The 3,265-nt window shown below is 61.3% G+C and carries 4 protein-coding genes; all 4 read left to right on the top strand.

Annotation, left to right across the window (positions count from 1 at the left end; all coding sequences use genetic code 11):
• Positions 1–126: 126 nt before the first annotated feature.
• The 4 genes from NZK35_RS17220 to NZK35_RS17205 are packed head-to-tail and all read left to right on the top strand — an operon-like array spanning position 127 to position 3,161.
• Positions 127–762: a flavin reductase gene (locus NZK35_RS17220; protein ID WP_259633774.1), complete on the top strand. Its 636-nt coding sequence runs from the start codon at positions 127–129 to the stop codon at positions 760–762.
• Entirely contained in the window at positions 759–2,003 is a 1,245-nt protein-coding gene (locus NZK35_RS17215; protein WP_259633773.1) for a M20 family metallopeptidase, read from the top strand. Before NZK35_RS17220 ends, NZK35_RS17215 begins: the two co-directional genes overlap by 4 nt.
• 21 nt (positions 2,004–2,024) lie before the next feature.
• Entirely contained in the window at positions 2,025–3,038 is a 1,014-nt protein-coding gene (locus NZK35_RS17210) for a nitrogenase component 1 family protein (protein ID WP_259633772.1), read from the top strand.
• Complete coding sequence (locus tag NZK35_RS17205) at positions 3,039–3,161, top strand: CBS domain-containing protein (RefSeq protein WP_259633771.1); 123 nt, start codon at positions 3,039–3,041, stop codon at positions 3,159–3,161.
• The last annotated feature ends 104 nt before the right edge of the window (positions 3,162–3,265 follow it).

Genomic DNA, 3,265 nt, shown 5'->3' with positions numbered 1-3,265 from the left:
GCTTCCAGCTTGCGTCCGGCGTTGAAGAGTCGCACACATCCCACCTTGATCGCGGCACGCCGTTTGCACGGTATCATCGCTGCATGGCGGATGATGCTGCTTCGGATCCAGCAAGAGAGGTGATCGGTGGAACGCTCGACGAATCAACAACCTGACGACTTGGTCCGACTGGACGTGAGCGTTCCGATCTGGGATCGCTTCTTCATGGTCGCTCCATTGGTGGTGATCGGCACGCGGGAACAAGACGGGGAATATGACCTGGCCCCCAAGCACATGGTGACGCCGCTGGGCTGGGAAAACTATTTCGGTTTCGTGTGCACGCCGGAACACGCGACGTATCAAAACATCCGCCGCGAAGGAGTGTTCACGGTCAGCTTTCCCACCGCCGATGCGGTGGTCACGACCAGCCTGACCGCCTCGCCCCGCTGCGGCGACGATTCCAAGCCCGCCCTGGCGGCGCTCGCCCGATTCAAGGCGACCACCGTTGACGGCGTATTCCTGAAGCAATCGACGTTGTTTTTCGAATGCAAACTCGATCGCATCGTCGATGGATTCGGCGCCAACAGTCTGATCGCCGGCAAAATCATTTCGGCGCTGATTTCCCCGGCGGCGTTGCGATCGATGGATGTCGATGATCAAGAAGTGGTCTCCGACTCGCCGCTGCTGGCGTATCTGGCTCCGGCACGCTACGCAATCATCAATCGCAGCCAAGCGTTCCCGTTCCCGGCCGGCTTTCAGAAAACCAGGGACACCGAATCGTGAACAAAGCAACCGCAGGAAAGATCTTCAGCTGGTTGGCGGCACATCAGGATTCCATGGTGCGGCTGGTCCGCGAAACGGCGCTGATCGAATCACCGTCGGCCGACCCCGCGACCCAAGGCCCGGTGTTCGATCGGTTCGAGGCCGAATTAAAATCCATCGGATTCCGCTGCCGGCGTTATCCGGGCAAGACCTCCGGCGGGCAGCTGCTGGCGATGCCGGGCGACCCGAGTTCGCACACCGACCGACAGCTGCTGTTGGGACACTGTGACACGGTTTGGCCCATCGGCACTTTGGCAAAAATGCCGGTCGAATCTCGTGATGGACGACTGCATGGTCCCGGCGTGTACGACATGAAAGCGGGGCTCGTGCAAGCGGTGTTCGCCTTGCGTGCGCTGCGTGAACTGGGGATCACTCCGTCGGTCACGCCGGTGTTGTTCATCAATTCCGACGAAGAAATCGGCAGCGGTGAATCCGCCTGGCGGATTCAAAAACTGGCCCAATGCGTCGACCGCGCGATGGTGATGGAACCGTCACTCGGGCCGGAAGGGCGGCTGAAGACGGCTCGCAAGGGCGTCGGCCGATTCGTGATCACGATCAGCGGCAAAGCGGCCCACGCCGGTTTGGATCCCGACAAGGGGATCAGCGCGATCCTGGAACTCTCGCACGTCGTCCAAACGCTGCATGCGTTGAACGATCCGGAAGCCGGCACGACGGTCAACGTGGGCACGATCGATGGCGGTGTTCGCCCCAACGTGGTTGCCGCCGAAAGCCGCGCGGAAGTCGATGTCCGAGTCCGCACCGAAGCGATCGCGCGGCGGGTGGAACAGGCGATCTATGCGATCGAGCCCACCGTGGCGGGAACACAGATCAAGGTCAGCGGAAAAATCGGCCGCCCGCCACTGGAGCCGACGCCACGCAATCGAGCGTTTTGGCAGCGCGCCCGGGAAGCCGCCGATGCATTGGGGATTGAAGTCCGCGAAGGCGCCGCGGGTGGTGGTTCCGACGGCAATTACACCAGCCTGCACACCGCGACGTTGGACGGGTTGGGCGCGGTCGGTGATGGGGCCCATGCGCTGATCGAACATGTCATCGAAGACAAGCTGCCCGAACGCGCCGCGCTGTTGGCGTGTTTGCTGATGGGGGCTCCGATCTCGAATCGCGACAGCCCGCCCGACCCCAACGCCTGGGCCGAATCGGTGGCGCCCGCATGCGAAAATTCCACCAACGCAGAAGTGACTTGAACGGACGACGAGGTGCCGGCGATGTGTGAAACAAAATATACGTTCGGATCGCTGACCCGAATTTCGGACCTCGCCGAAACCCCGTTCGAAGTGGAACTCCTGTCACGCGATGCTTGGGCGACGGGCGACTATGTCGTCGGCGAAGTGACGCAGACATCACCGAGTCGCAAGATCGAACTGACGACCGGCCGGATGATCGAAGTTTCGATCGGTGATTGGATCGTCGGCGCATTCGGTTTTCGTGCCGCCACGCTCGAATCGGTCGGCAGTTGGCAAGAGATTCCCTATGACGGCCAGATGCATGCGATGACCGCCGCGGGGTTGATCGGCACGGTGACGTCGCGCTCCAGCTTTGTCGGCGAACCGATCCATTTGCTCTATCGGGGGCACGTCAAACGCGGGGGAGAGAAAGTCGTGATGCAAGACTTTGTCGGCCCGATCGCGCCGGCGAAGCTGGAATGCCCGATCGTGCTGTTGATCGGAACGTCGATGTCATCGGGCAAGACGACTTCGGCCAAAATCATCATACGGCGTCTGAAGAAGATGGGCTTGCGTGTCGTGGGTGCCAAGTTCACCGGTGCGGGACGCTATCGTGATATCCTTTCGATGTCCGACGCGGGAGCCGACGCGGTGTTTGACTTCGTCGATACGGGGCTTCCCTCGACGATTTGCGAAGAAGACGTCTATCAACGTGCGTTCGACAACCTGGTCGGCCGAATTGCCGAATCGCGTCCCGATGTTCTGGTCGCCGAAGCTGGCGCGTCCCCGATCGAACCGTACAACGGCCAAGTCGCCGCGTCGGGGCTCAGCCAGGGACGGCGATTGACGGTCCTGTGCGCCTCCGACCCGTACTCGGTGATCGGCGTCACCAAGGGGTTCGGGTTTCAACCGGACTTGGTGACCGGAGTCTGCACGAGCACGTCGGCGGGTGTCAACGTCGTGCGTCGCCTCGTCAACGCCTACGCGCTGAATCTGACCAATCCACACACGCTGGAAGATTTGGACCGACTGATCAAGGACAAACTGGAAATCTAGATGTCAAACCACCAGTTCATCACGCCTCAAGTCCACCGCCTGCCGGTGACCGATCAAGGCGTGCTGGTGGGAATCGTCACCACGACCGATTTGGCGCAATTGATCGCCGACGGACGACGTTGAATCACCCGGCATCCCGCAGAATGTTAGCCCGACGCGTCAGCGAGGGGCGCCGCGTGCCCCCTTGCTAACGCGCGTGCGGGCTTCAATCCAATACCGCTAAGTTA

This window comes from Stieleria sedimenti (assembly GCF_025060895.1).
In the GTDB taxonomy this organism is placed as follows: domain Bacteria; phylum Planctomycetota; class Planctomycetia; order Pirellulales; family Pirellulaceae; genus Stieleria; species Stieleria sedimenti.
Note: the sequence above shows the minus strand (reverse complement) of the source record. Positions and strands in the feature narration are given on the sequence as shown.

Bases quoted from the DNA above. Each gene is read 5' to 3' on its own strand.
- NZK35_RS17205 (WP_259633771.1), top strand. From the start codon at position 3,039: ATGTCAAACCACCAGTTCATCACGCCTCAAGTCCACCGCCTGCCGGTG.
- NZK35_RS17210 (WP_259633772.1), top strand. From the start codon at position 2,025: ATGTGTGAAACAAAATATACGTTCGGATCGCTGACCCGAATTTCGGAC.